12 protein-coding genes are annotated in these 18108 nt (G+C 48.0%); 9 read left to right on the plus strand and 3 right to left on the minus strand.

Going from position 1 to position 18108, the window contains the following annotated elements; genetic code table 11:
• The 9 genes from DWZ03_RS00825 to DWZ03_RS00865 all read left to right on the plus strand — a co-directional run bounded on the left by DWZ03_RS00825 (window position 1) and on the right by DWZ03_RS00865 (window position 13131).
• Window positions 1-933, plus strand: coding sequence for a DUF4922 domain-containing protein (locus DWZ03_RS00825; protein WP_120128464.1), 933 nt, complete (start codon window positions 1-3; stop codon window positions 931-933).
• A gap of 41 nt (window positions 934-974) precedes the next feature.
• The gene (locus tag DWZ03_RS00830) at window positions 975-2294 is read left to right on the plus strand and encodes a SpoIID/LytB domain-containing protein (RefSeq protein WP_005834675.1); all 1320 of its coding nucleotides are present in this window, start codon (window positions 975-977) and stop codon (window positions 2292-2294) included.
• 27 nt (window positions 2295-2321) lie between these two features.
• Complete coding sequence (locus tag DWZ03_RS00835) at window positions 2322-3644, plus strand: MFS transporter (RefSeq protein ID WP_005824972.1); 1323 nt, start codon at window positions 2322-2324, stop codon at window positions 3642-3644.
• 48 nt (window positions 3645-3692) lie between these two features.
• A complete protein-coding gene (locus tag DWZ03_RS00840; RefSeq protein WP_005834674.1) occupies window positions 3693-4934 on the plus strand; it encodes an exo-beta-N-acetylmuramidase NamZ domain-containing protein in 1242 nt (413 codons plus the stop codon).
• A 175-nt stretch (window positions 4935-5109) separates the two neighbouring features.
• On the plus strand, window positions 5110-8070 hold the full coding sequence (locus DWZ03_RS00845) for an FAD-binding and (Fe-S)-binding domain-containing protein (protein WP_120128466.1): 2961 nt from the start codon (window positions 5110-5112) through the stop codon (window positions 8068-8070).
• A 33-nt stretch (window positions 8071-8103) separates the two neighbouring features.
• Window positions 8104-9288 (plus strand): acyltransferase family protein, encoded by a 1185-nt coding sequence (locus DWZ03_RS00850; RefSeq protein ID WP_120128468.1) that lies wholly within the window; start codon window positions 8104-8106, stop codon window positions 9286-9288.
• A gap of 129 nt (window positions 9289-9417) precedes the next feature.
• Entirely contained in the window at window positions 9418-10257 is an 840-nt protein-coding gene (locus DWZ03_RS00855; protein WP_005824980.1) for a BadF/BadG/BcrA/BcrD ATPase family protein, read from the plus strand.
• A gap of 46 nt (window positions 10258-10303) precedes the next feature.
• Window positions 10304-11140, plus strand: coding sequence for an N-acetylmuramic acid 6-phosphate etherase (gene murQ / locus DWZ03_RS00860; protein WP_117600240.1), 837 nt, complete (start codon window positions 10304-10306; stop codon window positions 11138-11140).
• Between the two features lie 95 nt (window positions 11141-11235).
• Window positions 11236-13131 carry a serine hydrolase gene (locus DWZ03_RS00865; protein WP_120128470.1) on the plus strand — a complete coding sequence of 632 codons (1896 nt, stop codon included), beginning with the start codon at window positions 11236-11238 and terminating at the stop codon, window positions 13129-13131.
• A gap of 144 nt (window positions 13132-13275) precedes the next feature.
• On the opposite strand, the gene DWZ03_RS00870 is transcribed toward DWZ03_RS00865, so the two are convergent.
• The 3 genes from DWZ03_RS00870 to DWZ03_RS00880 form a co-directional block, all read right to left on the minus strand.
• Window positions 13276-13920, minus strand: coding sequence for an FKBP-type peptidyl-prolyl cis-trans isomerase (locus DWZ03_RS00870; RefSeq protein ID WP_005824983.1), 645 nt, complete (start codon window positions 13918-13920; stop codon window positions 13276-13278).
• Between the two features lie 68 nt (window positions 13921-13988).
• On the minus strand, window positions 13989-15530 hold the full coding sequence (locus DWZ03_RS00875; RefSeq protein WP_005824984.1) for a glycine--tRNA ligase: 1542 nt from the start codon (window positions 15528-15530) through the stop codon (window positions 13989-13991).
• Between the two features lie 238 nt (window positions 15531-15768).
• On the minus strand, window positions 15769-18105 hold the full coding sequence (locus tag DWZ03_RS00880) for a beta-glucosidase (RefSeq protein ID WP_120128472.1): 2337 nt from the start codon (window positions 18103-18105) through the stop codon (window positions 15769-15771).
• Between the last annotated feature and the right edge of the window lie 3 nt (window positions 18106-18108).

Genomic DNA, 18108 nt, shown 5'->3' on the forward strand with positions numbered 1-18108 from the left:
ATGAATCAAACGATACACCATCTTCTGACTGGACAATTGGCATCCTGGGAGACGGCACGCAACAACTATGCCGCCCTCTCCGGTGTGCGGGTGAAAGAGCTGAATGTAAACGGGATACTTTATAAGGTACAGTTCAACCCCGCACGCATCGTTTCCTCCGGTGCCAAAGTGGATGCCAAGTCCATCCTGGAACGGAAATGCTTTCTGTGCCCAGCCAATTTGCCGCCGGTACAGAAAGGTATCCCGTTCGGAGGACACTACAATATTCTGGTGAATCCGTTCCCCATCTTCCCCCGCCACCTGACAGTACCGGAACTGGCACATACCCCTCAACGCATAGCCACCCGCTTCACCGACATGCTGGAGCTGGCCGAGGCGCTGACGGATTACACCATCTTCTACAACGGTCCCAAATGTGGTGCTTCCGCCCCCGACCATGCTCATTTCCAGGCAGGAAACAAAGGGTTCATGCCTATTGAAAAGGAGTGGCGCGGACAGACTGCCGGGAAAATAGCCGATTATAGGAAAGCAGCACTGTGGTATCTTGACGACGCTCCCCGTGCCACACTTGTGATTGAATCCACCTCCAAAGAGGACGCGGCAGACTTGTTCGACATCATTTACCGTTCTCTGGACGTGAAACCCGAAGAAGACGAGCCGATGATGAACGTACTGGTCCTATACGAGGCCGACCGTTGGGTGGTCTTTGTCTTCCCGCGCGAGAAACACCGCCCCGCCTGCTATACTGCCGAAGGAGAAGCCAATCTGTTGAGCAGCCCGGCATCCGTCGACTTGGGAGGTGTCTTTATCACCCCCGTAGAAAAGGATTTCTTGAAAATCACTGCGGAAGACGTGGCGCAGATATTAAGTGAAGTATGCCTCTCTGCCACAGATTTCCACAAGGTACGGCAGCGTATCAGGGAAAAAATATGACTTCTGAAATCCAAGAACTCTAATTTTAAAGAAATACCATTATGAAAGAGCCCAAAGTACAAGTAGGCATTCTGTTTGAACCGCAGATAGAATTCGTTTTGCTGAATCCGTATCGCATGGACGGAACGGAAGTCAGCGGCAAGCAGGTAGTGACCTACGACGAAGGCAAGATTCTCTGGAATGGACGCCGGTATGACGAACTGCTGTTTGAACCGCAACACGAGCAGACCGATGCCTTCGAACTATTGGACGTTACCATCGGCATCAATTTCCATTGGGAGCGCAAGGAAGACCAGCGTTTTCTGGGTGCTCTCAAAATCATCGTTGAGAATGGAAAGCTCACCGGCATCAACGTCATCCATGTAGAAGATTATCTGACCAGCGTCATCTCCTCCGAGATGAGTGCCACCGCTTCTCTGGAGCTGCTCAAGGCACACGCTGTCATCTCCCGAAGCTGGCTACTGGCACAAATACAAAAGAATAAGGAAATCACCGAAGCCCAAGCTAACTACTCGGCCTTTACGCAGACCGACGAAGAGCTGATTCGCTGGTACGACCGAGAAGACCACACACGTTTCGATGTATGCGCCGACGACCATTGTCAACGCTACCAGGGCATTACACGTGCCTCTACCGATATTGTGAAACAAGCCATCTCCGCTACCCGCGGCCAGGTACTGACATCTGATGGTAAGATTTGCGACGCCCGTTTCTCCAAATGCTGCGGCGGTGCTTTCGAGGAGTTCCAATACTGCTGGGAAGACATCAAATACCCCTATCTTGCCCAACAACGAGACAGCAAAACGCACGCCACACTGCCCGATTTGACGCAGGAAGTCGAAGCGGACCGCTGGATTCGTACCTCCCCCGAAGCATTCTGCAACACCACCGACAAGAAAATCCTCTCGCAGGTACTCAATAACTATGACCAGGAGACTACGGACTTCTATCGCTGGAAAGTGGAATATACCCAGGAAGAGCTTTCAGCCCTCATTCTGAAACGTTCGGGCATCGACTACGGACAAATCATCGACCTTATCCCCATAGCCCGCGGAACCAGCGGACGCCTCTGGAAACTGAAGATTGTGGGAACCAAACGCACACTCACCATCGGCAAGGAACTGGAAATCCGCCGCACGCTCTCCACTTCACACCTCTACAGCTCTGCCTTCGTGGTAGACAAAGAGGAGTTGTCCGCCGAAGGCATTCCCGGACGCTTCATCCTCACCGGCGCCGGTTGGGGGCATGGTGTGGGACTTTGCCAAATAGGTGCAGCCGTGATGGGCGAGCAAGGGTATAAGTATGATGCAATACTGCTGCACTACTATATAGGTGCCAGCATTGACAAGCTGTATGAATAATCGAATAGAACACAATAAATCAATATCATGAACCATACAAAAAACATATCGCCATGGGCATGGGTACCCACCTTGTACTTTGCACAAGGCATTCCATATTTTATCGTAAACAACATCTCCGTGATGATGTTTACCAAAATGGGCGTACCGAACGGAGAAATGGCCTTGTTCACAAGCCTGCTCTATCTGCCATGGACTATCAAACCCTTCTGGAGCCCGTTTGTCGACATCATCAAGACCAAAAGATGGTGGACCCTTTCCATGCAGATTCTGATGTCTGTGGCATTCATCCTGCTGACGCTGTCCATTCCACGGCCGGACGAGGCGACTATGGCGGCCGGAACAACCCCCATCAGCATGTTCAGCATCACGCTGATGCTGTTCATCATCACGGCTTTTGCCTCTGCCACACACGACATTGCCGCCGACGGCTTCTACATGCTGGCACTGAAACAGAGTGACCAGGCAGCCTTCGTTGGCATCCGAAGCACGTTTTACCGGCTCGCCTCTATCTTCGGACAAGGCGTGCTCGTAGCCATTGCCGGCGCCATCGAACTGAGAACCGAAAACATTCCGCTGTCATGGACCATCACGATGCTGGTTACAGCCGTTCTGTTCAGCCTGGTGACGTTCTATCACCTCTTTGCAGTCCCCAAACCCACCTCAGATAAGTCAACACTGGCTGCCGATGCCGCCACTGCAGGAGCTATATTCAGAGAATTCGGACGAACATTCGCCACCTATTTTACCAAACCGGGCGCATTGCTGGCCATCGTGTTCATGTTGCTGTACCGCCTGCCTGAAGCATTCCTCATCAAAATGTGTATGCCTTTCCTGGTTGCCTCCAAAGAATCGGGAGGTCTGGAACTATCGACAGCAGAAGTAGGTATCGTATACGGCACCATCGGAGTCATATTCCTCACCCTGGGCGGTATCCTCGGAGGATTGTTCGCATCACGCATTGGCTTGAAAAAATCCATCTGGTGGATGGCAGGATGCATGACTCTGCCATGCCTGACGTTTGTCTATCTTGCCATTGCCCAGCCCGACAATCTGTTTGCTATCTCAACCGCCATCGCCATCGAGCAATTTGGCTACGGCTTCGGTTTCACGGCCTACATGCTCTACATGATGTACTTCTCCGAAGGTGAATTCAAAACATCCCACTATGCCATCTGTACCGCATTCATGGCACTAAGCATGATGATACCAGGTATGTTTGCGGGATATATCCAGGAGGCTATCGGATATACGGACTTCTTCTGGTTGGTAATGATATGCTGTTTCGCCACGGTTGTTGTCACCATTTTTGCAGACAGAAGGATAGACCCGGAATATGGAAAAAAATGATTAATGGTTAATGATTAATGTTTTGTGAGTAATATTTAGTGATTGGTTATGAAGAGGACTATTATTATATCCTTGCTCTGCCTCCTTTGCGGAGGTGCGATGCAAGCACAGAAGATCAGAATAAAGACCGGTATCGAGGTACTGAAAGAACAGAATTTCCGATGCCTGGAAGGTAAGCGTGTAGGATTGATTACCAACCCGACGGGGGTGGACAACCGGATGAGGTCCACCATTGACATCCTGCACGAGGCGCCCAACGTGAACCTTGTGGCACTCTACGGCCCCGAACACGGCGTGCGCGGCGATGTGCACGCAGGCGACCATGTGACGGACATCAAAGACGCGACTACCGGACTGCCCGTCTATTCGCTTTACGGAAAGACCCGCAAGGCCACGCCGGACATGCTGAAAGATGTGGATGTATTAGTGTATGATATCCAAGACATCGGTTGCCGTTCCTTTACCTACATCAGCACCATGGGACTGGCCATGGAAGCCGCTGCCGAAAACGGCAAGGAATTCATTGTGCTGGACCGGCCCAATCCCGTAGGCGGATTGAAGATTGAAGGCAACTTGGTTGAAGATGATTGCATTTCTTTTGTAAGCCAGTTTAAAATTCCGTACCTTTACGCCCTCACTTGCGGTGAGCTGGCACTGATGCTCAATGGCGAGAAGATGTTGAAGGATGGGGAACAATGTAATCTCCACATAGTGAAGATGAAAGGCTGGAAACGCAAGATGGATTATACCCAAACCGGACTGCAATGGGTTCCCTCCTCTCCACACATTCCACATCCTCATTCTGCATTCTTCTACCCCGTCAGCGGCATTCTGGGCGAACTAGGATATATGTCTATCGGCGTGGGGTATACCATTCCGTTCCAGATGTTTGCCGCACCATGGATGGAAGCGGAAAAGCTGGCCGGAAACCTGAACCGTCTGAACGTACCGGGGGTCATCTTCAGACCGATGTACCTAAAGCCGTTCTATAGTGTAGGCAAAGGCGAGTTGCTGCAAGGTGTGCAAGTGCACATCATGGATTTCGGCAAAGCACCGTTGAGCGACCTGCAATTCCTGGTCATGCAGGAAGTCGCCGCCCTCTATCCTGACCGTGCCGTGTTTGACCATGCCGACAAGGGACGTTTCAACATGTTCGACAAAGTAAGCGGTTCGCGGCAGATACGCGAGCGCTTCTCGAAACGGAACCGTTGGGAGGACATACGCGACTACTGGTATAAAGATGCCGAAGACTTCCGTAAGTTGTCGAAAAAGTATTATTTATATAAATAAATTTACAGATAAATAAGGAAGGGAAAAGAGCCTGATACGGAGACTATTTCAGTCGTATACAGAACCACATTCAGTCGTATACTTAAATATATTCAGTATACGACTGAATGTACCCCCTCGTAAGACACGTTTACAGAGCACTTTGAAGCGAAGTGATGCAATAAAAAAAGTGAACATGAAAGAGCATAGTTACATGGCTTTCCTGCAGGAAGCAAAACAATTCATTCCGCAGGAAAGGATTTACACCGACGAACTTCGCCGGCTGGCTTGGGGTACGGATGCCGGTTTTTACCGACTGATTCCCCAGATTGTAATCCGTTCGAAAGACGAAGATGAAGTTTCACAACTGTTGAAACTGGCGAGCCGCCACGGGCTGCCCGTCACCTTCCGAGCGGCAGGGACCAGTTTGTCGGGCCAAGCCATTAGTGACTCCATCCTCATCGTAGCCGGTAAGAATTGGGAAAAATACAGCATATCCACCGACTACAAACAGATAACCCTCCAACCGGGCATCATCGGACAACGTGTGAACGAACTGTTAGCTCCCTACGGCCGTAAGTTTGCACCGGATCCCGCCTCGGTGAAAAGCGCCATGGTAGGCGGTATTGTCATGAACAATGCTTCCGGCATGAACTGCGGTACGCACGCCAATAGCGACAAGGTGCTTGTTTCCGCCCGTATTATCCTGATGGATGGTACCCTGCTGGATACCGGAAATCCCGTCAGCCGCGCCTCCTTCGAAGTGAGTCACCGTGACTTCATTCGCCGCATCTGCGAACTGCGCGATGAAATACGTACCAACGAAAAACTGGCCGAACGCATCCGTTACAAATATTCCATCAAAAATGTAACCGGGCTCAATCTGTTGCCCTTCGTCCGTTTCGACGACCCATTCGAAATCATTGCCCACCTCATGGTAGGTTCCGAAGGTACACTGGCGTTCCTTTCGGAAGTGACGATGAAGACTGAATATGATTATCCCTACAAGGCCAGCGCTATGCTCTACTTCAAGACCATCAAAGAAGCGAGCCGCGCTGTGGTAGCCATGAAGAAGCTGGTCGACGAAACCGGCGAATGGACAGTAAAAGGGGCTGAAATGCTAGACTATAAGAGCCTTTCTTCCGTCAACGACCCCGTATTCCTAAAATACAAAGGCGAAGTTGCCTCCTCTGCCCTCCCCGGCGTGGAGCCCGGCGACGAAACCGGGTTGACAGCAGTGCTGACCGAAACCAAAGCCCGTACCCCGGAAGAACTGCAACAGAACATATCTGCCATTGAAGCTTGCCTGCAAGCCTTCACCACCTATATTCCGGTACGCTTCACCGACCGTCCGGAGGAATATTCCAAATACTGGGCCATCCGTTCCGGCATCTTCCCCTCTGTGGGAGGTACGCGCCAGCCGGGAACCACTTGTCTCATCGAAGACATCGCCTTCCACATTGAAGACCTTCCGGAGGCAACGGCAGAACTGCAACAGCTCATAGCCCGCCACGGATATAATGACGCCTGCATCTACGGCCATGCTCTCGAAGGCAACTACCACTTCATCATCAACCAGTCCTTCAGTACCCAAGCGGAAGTGAAACGCTACGAAGACTTGATGAATGACATCAAGACCTTGGTAGTAGATAAATATGACGGTTCCCTGAAAGCCGAGCATGGCACGGGCCGGAATATGGCTCCCTTTGTCTGCCATGAATGGGGAGATGACGCCTACAAAGCCATGAAAGCCGTCAAAGAGCTGTTTGACCCACAAGGATTGCTAAACCCCGGTGTCATTTTCAATGATGACCCGCAATGCCATATCAAGAACTTCAAGCCGCTGCCTTTATTAGTGATGAGTGACAAGAGACAAGCTACGTCACTCGTAGCTGACAAATGCATCGAGTGCGGTTTCTGCGAAGTCAACTGTCTCTCCTGCGGCTTTACCCTTTCCTCGCGCCAGCGTATCGTGTTGCAGCGCGAAATATCCCGGCTGAAACAAAGCAGCGAGGACCCGACACGCCTTGCACTGCTCGAAAAACAATACCGCTATCCCGGCAACCAGACTTGTGCCGGAGACGGCCTCTGCTCCATGTCGTGCCCGATGGGTATCAATACGGGCGACCTTACCCATATAATCCGCCAGGAAGCATTACCCAAAGGCAGTCTGGGATACAAAGCCGGAGACTTTGTCGCCAATCATTTCGCTGGTGTCAAGAGTGCACTGCGTCCCGTATTGTCCTTAGCCAACTTCGGACATTCACTATTAGGGACAAAGGCGATGAGCGGCATTACCAAGGGGCTGCACAATGCATTAGGCATACCTCTATGGACGCCGGCTATGCCGAAAAGTTATCAGTTACAAGCTACGGAGTTACAAGCTACAAGCACTATGCAGCATAATAGCGCAGCACTTGTAGCTCGTAGCTCTGTAACTCGTAACTACAAAGTCGTCTACTTCCCCAGCTGCATCAACCAGACTATGGGTCTGGCAAAGAAGTCTCCCGTAGAGCAGCCATTGGTAAATAAAATGGTGTCCTTGTTGCAAAAAGCCGGTTACGAAATCATCTTCCCGAAAGATATGGACAAGCTTTGCTGTGGCACCATTTGGGAAAGTAAAGGGATGCTGGACATTGCCGATCGCAAGACAGCCGAACTGGAGGCCGCACTTTGGGAAGCCAGCGAACAAGGCAAATACCCCGTCCTCTGTGACCAAAGCCCTTGTCTGCACCGCATGCGCGAATGTATCAAGAAGATGAAACTGTATGAACCTGCAGAATTCATCTATACATTCTTACGTGAGAAGCTGATTTTCACACCTATTAACCGCCCCGTAGCAATCCACATCACCTGCTCCATGCGGAAAATGGGACTGGCAGATACCATTATAGCCCTTGCACGCCTTTGCTCCAATAAAGTCATCGTGCCGGAAGAAGTAGGTTGCTGCGGTTTTGCCGGAGACCGGGGATTCACCTATCCTGAGCTGAACTCGTACGCCCTACGCAAACTCCGCCCGCAAATAGAAGCGTCCGGAGTGAATATAGGCTACTCTAACAGCCGTACTTGTGAAATCGGATTGACAACAAACTCAGGTATCCCCTATGTATCCATTGCCTATCTGGTAGACGAATGTACAAAGGCAGCTGATAATTAGGATTGATAATTAACTTAACACACAAATATTACAATGAACAGTACAAAAGCAAGTAAACGCATCCTTGCACTCGACATTTTCCGTGGTGTCACCATCGCAGGTATGATTATGGTAAACAACCCCGGTTCGTGGGGACATATCTATGCCCCCTTGCGGCATGCAGAGTGGAACGGTCTGACCCCCACCGACCTCGTCTTTCCCTTCTTCATGTTTATCATGGGAATTTCCACATACATTTCCCTGAAGAAATACAACTTCGAGTTCAGCCACGCCGCCGGCATGAAGATACTGAAACGCACCATCGTCATTTTCCTTATAGGCATGGCTATCGGCTGGTTCTCGCGTTTCTGCTATTACTGGGCCTCCGCTCCGGACGACCTCAGTTTCGGAGAGAAGCTATGGGCTTCCGTCTGGACATTCGACCGTATCCGTATTCTGGGTGTCATGCAACGGCTGGCCCTTTGCTACGGAGCAGCCTCCATCATTGCACTAACCATGAAGCATAAACATATACCTTATCTGATAGCCGGCCTATTGACAGGCTACTTCATACTGTTGATGTGCGGCAACGGTTTCGCCTATAATGAAACAAACATTCTTTCCGTGGTAGACCGTGCCATCCTGACCCCTGCACACATGTACAAGGATAACGGCATAGATCCCGAAGGTTTGTTAAGCACCATTCCTGCCATTGCACATGTGTTGCTGGGCTTCTGTGTAGGGCGGCTGATGCTGGATGGCAACAAGTCGGAAGACCGTGCCTCATTTCTCAATTCGCAGCTTATCACACTGTTTCTGGTAGGTGTTATCCTTACTTTCTCCGGTTTCCTGCTAAGCTACGGCTGCCCCATCAACAAGAAAATATGGTCTCCTACCTACGTACTCGTCACTTGCGGACTGGCATCCAGTTTTCTGGCATTGCTTATCTGGATTATTGATGTGAAAGGCTATAAGAAGTGGAGCATGTTTTTCGAGGCATTCGGTGTGAATCCGCTGTTCATGTATGTATTGGGCGGCGTACTTAGCATACTTTTCGGTAGTATCAGTTTCCCGTGGGGAAACAGCAGCATCAGCATACACGGATTCTTATACAATATAGTCCTCATGCCCGTTTTCGGTGAAACCGCCGGTTCCCTTGCCTTTGCCCTGCTGTTTATCGCCATTAACTGGTGTATCGGCTACCAGTTGTACAAACGAAAAATATATATCAAAATATAAGGATTAGGGGTTAGTGATTAAGGATTAGTGATTAATACGTTGCCTATAATTAAGAAACAGTATCACCTACCATTAATCACTAATCCTTAATCACTAACCCCTAATCCCTAATCATTAAACATTATTTATATGATTCTAATAGCAGACAGTGGCTCTACAAAGACCGATTGGTGTGTTGTAGAGAATGGAGTACTTCTCCAACAGATATTCACGAAAGGGACGAACCCTTTCTTTCAGTCGGAAGAGGAAATCAGTAATGAAATAGCAACAGCGCTATTACCTCAGCTGAAGACAAGTGAGCTGGATGCCGTATACTTTTATGGTGCAGGATGCGGATTTCCCGACAAGATAAGTATGGTGCACCGTGCCATAACCAAACACCTCAGTGTGAAAAATGAAGTGGAAGTCAATACCGATATGCTGGCTGCCGCACGTGGCCTCTGCGGACATGACTCAGGCATTGCCTGCATCATGGGGACCGGCTCCAACTCATGTTATTATGACGGAAAAAGCATTGTCACCAATGTATCTCCTCTGGGATTCATCTTGGGAGACGAAGGCAGCGGAGCCTGCTTGGGCAAACTGTTGGTAGGCGATATCTTGAAAAATCAGATGACACCCGAGCTGAAAGAGAAATTCCTCAAACAGTTCGACCTGACACCTGCTGATATCATCGACCGTGTCTACCGTAAACCTTTCCCCAACCGTTTCCTGGCAAGCTTGTCACCATTTCTTGCACAGAATCTGGGTGAACCTTGTGTACGCGCTCTGGTACTGAACAGCTTTAAGGCATTCCTTAAACGCAATGTCATGCAATATGAAGACTATCAGCATCAAAAAGTACATTTCATCGGTTCCGTAGCCTTCTATTACAAGGAAGTTCTGGCAGAAGCTGCCAAAGAAATGGGTATCCAACTGGGTGCAATCATCAAGAGCCCCATGGAAGGACTCATCAAATATCACAACTGAAAGTGACAAATCGTAAATAGTAAATCGTCAAATAGTAAATAGCCTTATGTTCGTAAAAATCTCAGAGCAACCATCGCTCTACAATGACTTGGAAAAGAAATCAGTCCGTGAAATTCTGGAAGACATCAATACCGAAGACCAGAAAGTGGCGCTTGCCGTACAGAGGGCAATCCCTCAAATAGAAAAGTTGGTAACCCAGATTGTGCCCCGCATGAAACAAGGCGGACGCATCTTCTACATGGGTGCGGGTACCAGTGGACGTCTGGGCGTACTCGACGCTTCGGAAATTCCACCGACTTTCGGTATGCCCCCCACGCTGGTTATCGGCTTGATTGCCGGTGGTGACACTGCATTGAGAAATCCGGTAGAGAATGCCGAAGATGACATTCACCGCGGTTGGGAAGAGTTGACGGAACGCAATATTACAGATAAGGATACGGTCATCGGTATTGCTGCATCCGGTACCACCCCCTACGTGATTGGTGCCATGCACGAGGCACGCGAACACGGCATACTGACCGGCTGTATCACCAGCAACCCGGACTCTCCAATGGCAGCAGAGGCAGATGTAGCCATCGAAATGATTGTAGGACCTGAATATGTGACGGGAAGCTCACGCATGAAATCGGGAACAGGACAGAAAATGATACTGAATATGATTACCACTTCCGTCATGATACAGTTGGGACGCGTGAAAGGCAACAAAATGGTGAATATGCAACTCAGTAACAAAAAGCTTGTGGACCGTGGTACCCGTATGATTGTAGAGGAACTCGGACTGGACTATGGCAAAGCCAAGGCACTGCTGTTGATGCACGGCTCGGTGAAGAAGGCAGTGGATGCGTACAGAGCCCCTCGTGCCACTAAAGAGGAAGAAGAATAGTTTCAAGAACAATTAACCCGATTAATTATCCCCTTCCCCTTTCAAGAGTGTGTCAAAACCCCTTTCATAGGGGGGGCGGGGCAAATCTTTTTATTATGAAAGCAATCTGTTTTTTTCTCTTTTCTCTTTGTCTGCAAGTTGCCACTGCGCAGCCTTTGCAGCGTGTAGCTCCTGAACAAGTGGGAATGGACTCCCGCAAACTGATGTATGCCGATGAAGCGATTGAAACGGCTATCGCCAACAAGGATATTCCCGGTGCCGTACTTGCCGTAGTGCGCAATGGGAAAATGGCATACTTGAAAGCCTATGGTAACAAGCGCATCTACCCCAGTGTAGAGCCAATGACTACCAATACCATCTTTGATATGGCATCATGCAGCAAATCCATGTCGACTGCCGTATGTACAATGATACTGGCAGAACACGGCAAGCTCCGCATGCTGGACCCCGTCAGCCTCTACATACCCAATTTTAAGAATTGGGAAAGCGAAGACGGCAAAGAGAAAAAGGTAATCCGCATTGCCGATTTGATGACACACACTTCCGGTCTTCCTCCCTATGCACCGGTAGCCGAGCTAGAAAAGCAGTACGGTTCTCCCAATCCTGATGGGCTTATGGAATATATTGCTACTTGTAAACGCGACTTCAAGCCGCAGACTGATTTTCAATACAGTTGCCTCAACTTCATCACTTTGCAGCACATTATCGAGACTATAAGCGGACAGAGCCTGCGTGACTTTGCACGTGAAAACCTATTTGATGTACTCGGCATGGAGCATACCGACTATCTGCCTTGCCAACGTGATAAGGATGGTAACTGGATTACGATAGTTGACAAAGGAACGAGAAAACAAGGACACAAGGAAAACAACGTAGCCAATTCTCAATTTTCAATTCGCAATTCTCAATTGAATAACATTGCCCCCACTGAAAAGCAACCTAATGGACAAGTTCTCTGCGGACAAGTTCATGACCCGCTGGCACGTGTCATGAACGGAGGTATCAGCGGTAATGCAGGAGTATTCTCTTGTGCTGATGATATTGCCATACTCTGCGCAGCCCTGCAAAACGGAGGTGAATGGAACGGACGCCGCATCCTGAGTCCGCTGGGTGTAAAAGCCATGCGTACTGTGCCACGCACTACCGCCAGTCTGGGACGCACTCTCGGTTGGGATAATTTTACAGCCTATGCCTCCAACAATGGAGATTTGTTTGGTCCTAATACCTATGGGCATACCGGCTACACGGGTACCTCCATCATTATCGATCCGGACAATGACACTTCCGTCATACTCCTTATCAACGCCGTACATCCGGAAGACGGACACAGCGTAGTTCGCCTGCGTTCATTGGTTGCCAACGCTGTGGCGGCTTCCATCTACCCCATTCCGCGTATTTATACAGACCATTACTACAAACGTTTCCTACAGTTTATGGATGAGCCTGCCATTACAAGCAAGGACATCGTCATGCTTGGCAATAGCCTGACTGAAGGTGGCGGTGACTGGTCTGCCCGTCTTGGTAAGAAGAATGTACGTAATCGCGGCATCATCGGTGATGAAGTGATGGGTATCTATGACCGCCTGCATCAGATACTTCCCGGACATCCCGCCAAGCTGTTCCTGCTTATCGGAGTCAATGACATTTCCCATGACTTGGCACCAGACAGTATTGTAGACATGATTCGCATGACGGTGGAACGCATCCGGAAAGAATCTCCCGACACAAAACTCTACCTACAAAGCCTACTCCCTTTCAATGAAAGTTTCGGCCGATACAAAAAACTGACTGGAAAGACAGATATGGTTCCTGAAATCAACTCCCGTCTGGAGGCGTTTGCCAAAGAGGAAGGCATTGCCTATATCAATCTTTTTCCACTATTTACAGAGAAGGGAACAAATGTACTACGCAGTGAGTTGACCGGCGACGGACTGCATTTGAATGAGGATGGATACAAAATCTGGGTAAAGGCCATTAAGAAGAAAATATAAAACGAACCAGTCTCCGAACGTCTGCCACACTACCAACAGGCTAAAGAAGACATCTCTCCATTAACTAGATTCCCCCTGCCATAGACATCTATAGCAGGGGGAATTCTTATATTCGGGGCGTTTCGGCACACACCCTCTTTTATCTCATTCGGCAAAGCTAACCAGTTGCAAGTCAAACGTCAACAGAGAGCCTCCGGGGATTGTATTTGTAGAATAAGGAGCAGTATAATCATTTATACCATATCCGCTTTGATAAGGGATATACAACATCCACCGCTCACCCATCCGCATAAGCTGCAAGGCAGCTGCCCAACCGGCAACGACACCCGAAACTTCAAAATCCACGAATGAATCAAAAACCGTAGGTTCTTTTACCGGAGGAATAGGTATATCGCGGTCAATAGCACTATAACCGTCAAAGCAACCGTCGAATTCTTCGCCATTCACATAAGTCCCATAATAATAAGCATTCACCTTTGAATGATAACCCGTATACAACGGGCGTTCACCCGTCTCATTCTTCACAAGCTTCTTGCAATAGACATACTGAGCACCTTCAGAAGTGCTTGCAGTCGTCTGTATGGCATACAGTTTCCCGAGTTCCATAGCATCGGCCTGCTCTGCTGTGGCGACATAATTCTCGCCAGTCAGCCTTTTTATCGAGTCAACAAAAGCCTCGCCGCGTTCTCTCCAATTATCATACTTTCCAGCCTCTTCCACTTCTTCACAAGAGATAAAAGCACCCACCAGCAACAGCAAGAAAGGCAAAAACAAAAGGGACTTTTTCATTTACTATTTTACTATTTTACTATTTACTATTTCAGTTTGTTCACGCACCGGTCTATTCCATAACCGCTTTATTGCAAGGTTTTCAGCAACGATGTGATGCTTACACGGTCTGCAATAATATTATTCAGTTCAGAGATAGCCACGCGCTCTTGCTGCATGGTGTCACGATTACGCAGTGTCACACAGTTATCTTCCAAAGTCTGATGATCCACGGTGACACAGTACGGAGTACCAATGGCATCCTGGCGGCGGTAACGCTTACCAATAGAATCTTTCTCATCATACTGACAATGGAAGTGGAACTTCAGATTGTCAATGATTTCGCGCGCTTTTTCGGGCAGACCATCTTTCTTTACCAACGGCATTACGGCCAGTTTCACCGGTGCCAGTGCAGCAGGCAACTTCAAGACAACACGGGATTCACCGCTATCCAACGTCTCTTCACAGTAGGAAGCCGACATGATGCTAAGGAACATGCGGTCTACACCGATACTAGTCTCGATGACATACGGGGTATAGCTTTCGTTGGTTTCCGGATCGAAATACTTGATGTTCTTGCCGGAGAACTTCTCATGCTGGGACAAGTCGAAATTTGTACGGCTGTGAATACCCTCTACTTCCTTGAAACCGAAAGGCATCAAGAACTCAATGTCTGTAGCAGCATTAGCGTAGTGGGCCAGTTTGTCGTGGTCGTGATAACGGTAATGGTCATCACCGAAGCCCAGCGCCTTGTGCCATTTCAGGCGAGTAGCCTTCCAACTCTTGAACCAGTCAAGCTCTGTACCCGGCTTCACAAAGAACTGCATTTCCATCTGCTCGAACTCGCGCATACGGAAGATGAACTGGCGGGCTACAATTTCGTTACGGAAAGCCTTACCAATCTGGGCGATACCGAAAGGAATCTTCATGCGACCGGTTTTCTGTACATTAAGGTAATTTACGAAGATACCTTGTGCCGTTTCCGGGCGAAGGTATATCTTCATGGCACCATCGGCGGTAGAGCCCATTTCAGTTGAGAACATCAGATTGAACTGGCGTACCTCTGTCCAGTTCTTTGTGCCACTGATAGGGCAAACGATTTCTTCGTCAAGGATAATCTGACGGAGTTCGTCCAGATTATTATCGTTCAAAGCCTTGGAAAAACGTTCATGCAAGGCATCACGTTTGGCCTGGTGTTCCAGCACACGACCGTTGGTACTGCGGAACTGAGCCTCATCGAAAGCCTCACCAAAACGCTTGGCAGCTTTGGCCACTTCTTTGTTTATCTTGTCATCGTACTTAGCAAGCTGGTCCTCTATCAACACATCGGCACGATAACGTTTCTTGGAATCGCGGTTGTCAATCAAAGGGTCATTGAAAGCATCTACGTGTCCGCTGGCTTTCCAGATGGTGGGGTGCATAAAGATTGCTGAGTCGATACCGACAATATTTTCGTGCAGCAGCACCATACTCTGCCACCAGTATTGCTTGATGTTATTTTTCAGTTCCACACCCATCTGACCATAGTCATACACAGCTCCCAGTCCATCATAAATCTCGCTGGAAGGGAACACAAAACCATATTCCTTACAGTGTGATACGAGTTTCTTAAAAACGTCTTCTTGTGCCATTTTCTGTTGTATCTAAATTAATTTGAATCTTATTTTCAGCTAAAAAGCGCCACAAAGATAGGGATTTATATCGTAAGTAGGACACGAAGGGTATTAATTTATCTTATTACCAAATAAAAGAAGAAGCTACCTCATAACTCCGAGGCAGCTTCTTTCCCAATTTTACCCAATTACAATTAATTTACCTAAGCACTACAAATCAACCTAATCACAACCAAGAATAATATTATACTCACCTTCAGCGTTTTATCGTATTAACAGTCTCTTGTGGTTTCAATATGTTATTTGTTTTTTCCACAACTGATACCACATCAACATCAAGTACAGCCTTAATATCCTTGGAAGAGGTTCCAATCAAAAACTTATAATTTCCAGCATCCACTACCCATGAAGAAGAAGCTTCATCATAAGAAGCCAAATCCGTAGTGTTCAGTTTCAAAGTGGCAGTAACAGTCTCACCTGGCCTCAATTCCTTAGTTTTGGTAAAAGCTTTAAGTTCTTTTTCCGGTTTGTTCATCTGAAACCTATTGGGAGCGGAGACATAAAGCTGAACAACCTCTTTCCCTGCAAACTTACCAACATTCTTCACATCAATAGAAACAGAATATATACCATTATCAACTTTGACAGACGGATTGACATACTCGAATGTTGTATACGAAAGACCATAGCCGAAAGGATAAGACACTTGCTTTCCGAAACTATCGAAATAGCGATAACCGACAAAAATATCTTCTTCATAATCCGTATAGTCTACATTCTTCACTGAAGAGCTTTTGTCCTCCTTATTCCTCACATCTGTATTAGCCCTAGCATCCATAGGAAAATTGGTCGAAGAAGCAACGTCCATCAACTTGTTCGGGAAAGTCATTGTCAACTTACCCGATGGAGATACCTTACCGCTCAACACATCCGTCACACTATTTCCACCCTCCTGTCCTGCCTGCCAAGCCAGCAAAATAGCATCCGGTAGTTTTTTCCAAGAAGCTGTTTCGATTACACCTCCGATATTCAATACCACCACCACTTTCTTCCCAGCAGCATGGAAAGCTTGGCTGACGGACTTCAGCAGTTGCAATTCTTCCTCACTCAGTTCAAAATCACTGACATTACGGTCTACAAATTCACCGGAAGTACGTCCCAGCGTAACCAATGCAACATCCGCTTTAGCAACTTGTTCTGACAACACCTTTGTAGTAGGGATAAGTTCTGTCGGGCGAGGTACCGGCATAAATCTGGAGAAAGGCTGAGACGAGTCAGGAGTATTTTTCTTATTCTCGGCCTCAATATACTGTTCATAATCGGCCTTCAATGCTTCATCTATCTGGTATCCAGCATTCTTCAAACCATCCAATAATGAGACTGTATAGGCACGATTCACATTACCTGAGCCGGTACCTCCTGCTATGAAATCATAGGAAGTACACCCGAAAAGAGCTATATTTCTGACCTTCCTTTCAAATGGCAAGGTTTCGTTATTATTCTTCAACAAAACCATTCCTTCAGTCGCTGACTGGCGGGTAACTGCTGCGTGCGCCTTCAAATCAGGTTTATTGGAATATTTGTATTCTTTAAAATGAGGAGTTTGGAGAATAAGTTCAAGAACACGCTTCACATTACGATTCAGTATGGATTCATCCAATTTTCCGGATTTCACCCCTTCGATAATCATATCATACTGGTTAGCCCTTCCCGGTTGGAGCATATCATTACCTGCTATCATCTGAGCCACGGCATCCTTTCCTCCAAACCAGTCAGTTACCACCATACCCTCGAAATTCCACTCATCACGCAATAAAGTGGACAGCAAGTCTGTATTCTCAGAAGCATAGGTGCCATTAATATGATTGTAGGAGGACATTACTGTCCATGGTGCCGATTCCTTCACTGCAATTTCGAACCCCTTCAAATAGATTTCCCGTAAGGCACGAGGAGTGATACGAGCATCATTAGCATTCCGATTGGTTTCCTGGTTGTTAACAGCAAAATGTTTGATGGAAGTTCCCACTCCGTTGCTCTGTATCCCTCTAACATATGCAGCAGCTATCTTGCCAGACACTAACGGGTCTTCGGAATAATATTCAAAATTACGCCCGCACAAAGGATTCCGATGGATATTCAAAGCAGGAGCCAGTAAAACATCCGCACCATATTCCAACACTTCATTACCAATTGATTTTCCAACTTCCTCTACCAAATCCTGATTCCAAGTAGAAGCAAGTAACGTACCGATAGGAAAATGTGTACAATAATAAGTAGCAGAATCCCCTTCGCGGATAGGATCTATACGTAAACCTGCAGGTCCATCAGCCAACACAATGGCAGGAATTCCCAAACGGGGTATCGGATAAGTAGTACCTGCTGCACCGGGAACCAACTTCTTTGTAGTGCCAATCACCGTACTGTCACCCGAAGTACCCACCATTCCGGTACCGATAACCAAATGTGCCTTTTCTTCCAAAGTCATGGCACCAATAACATCCTCAACGGAATCTTTACCCAGTTGGGGAGCCGCCGGTCCACAAGCGCTCAAAACGCTTGCGACCAACAGCAGACTGAATAGTTGTTTCTTCATGGT

This window comes from Bacteroides sp. AF29-11 (assembly GCF_003602895.1).
Taxonomy (GTDB): Bacteria; Bacteroidota; Bacteroidia; order Bacteroidales; family Bacteroidaceae; genus Bacteroides; species Bacteroides uniformis.

Coding starts and splice junctions, on each gene's coding strand:
- DWZ03_RS00865 (WP_120128470.1), top strand. CDS start 11,236: ATGAAAGCAATCTGTTTTTTTCTCTTTTCTCTTTGTCTGCAAGTTGCC.
- murQ (WP_117600240.1), top strand. CDS start 10,304: ATGTTCGTAAAAATCTCAGAGCAACCATCGCTCTACAATGACTTGGAA.
- DWZ03_RS00825 (WP_120128464.1), top strand. CDS start 1: ATGAATCAAACGATACACCATCTTCTGACTGGACAATTGGCATCCTGG.
- DWZ03_RS00840 (WP_005834674.1), top strand. CDS start 3,693: ATGAAGAGGACTATTATTATATCCTTGCTCTGCCTCCTTTGCGGAGGT.
- DWZ03_RS00875 (WP_005824984.1), bottom strand. CDS start 15,530: ATGGCACAAGAAGACGTTTTTAAGAAACTCGTATCACACTGTAAGGAA.
- DWZ03_RS00870 (WP_005824983.1), bottom strand. CDS start 13,920: ATGAAAAAGTCCCTTTTGTTTTTGCCTTTCTTGCTGTTGCTGGTGGGT.
- DWZ03_RS00880 (WP_120128472.1), bottom strand. CDS start 18,105: ATGAAGAAACAACTATTCAGTCTGCTGTTGGTCGCAAGCGTTTTGAGC.
- DWZ03_RS00835 (WP_005824972.1), top strand. CDS start 2,322: ATGAACCATACAAAAAACATATCGCCATGGGCATGGGTACCCACCTTG.
- DWZ03_RS00830 (WP_005834675.1), top strand. CDS start 975: ATGAAAGAGCCCAAAGTACAAGTAGGCATTCTGTTTGAACCGCAGATA.
- DWZ03_RS00850 (WP_120128468.1), top strand. CDS start 8,104: ATGAACAGTACAAAAGCAAGTAAACGCATCCTTGCACTCGACATTTTC.
- DWZ03_RS00845 (WP_120128466.1), top strand. CDS start 5,110: ATGAAAGAGCATAGTTACATGGCTTTCCTGCAGGAAGCAAAACAATTC.
- DWZ03_RS00855 (WP_005824980.1), top strand. CDS start 9,418: ATGATTCTAATAGCAGACAGTGGCTCTACAAAGACCGATTGGTGTGTT.